Here is a 211-nt window from a genome sequence, read left to right as displayed (position 1 = left end):
TTTTGAAGTAAAGGAAAATGGTAAAGTACAAACATTTACTGTAACTAACAAACTTGTAAAAGGTTCTATTGAAATCCATAAAGTTGACGATAACAAAAAACCTTTATCAGATGTTGAATTTACTGTCTATAATGAAAAAGGTGAAGAAGTAACTAAGGTTATTACTAATAAAAATGGTATTGCTTCTGTTAAGGATCTTCCTTATGGAAAA

General features: G+C 27.5%; 1 protein-coding gene. It reads left to right on the top strand.

Annotated features, from left to right (window positions below):
• Positions 1–211 (top strand): prealbumin-like fold domain-containing protein (locus tag MR107_RS31245; RefSeq protein WP_242293240.1); only part of this gene is annotated, 211 nt, incomplete at both ends.

This window comes from Bacillus cereus group sp. BfR-BA-01441 (assembly GCF_022663075.1).
Taxonomy (GTDB): domain Bacteria; phylum Bacillota; class Bacilli; order Bacillales; family Bacillaceae_G; genus Bacillus_A; species Bacillus_A cereus.
This window is presented reverse-complemented; position numbering and strand designations above follow the sequence as displayed.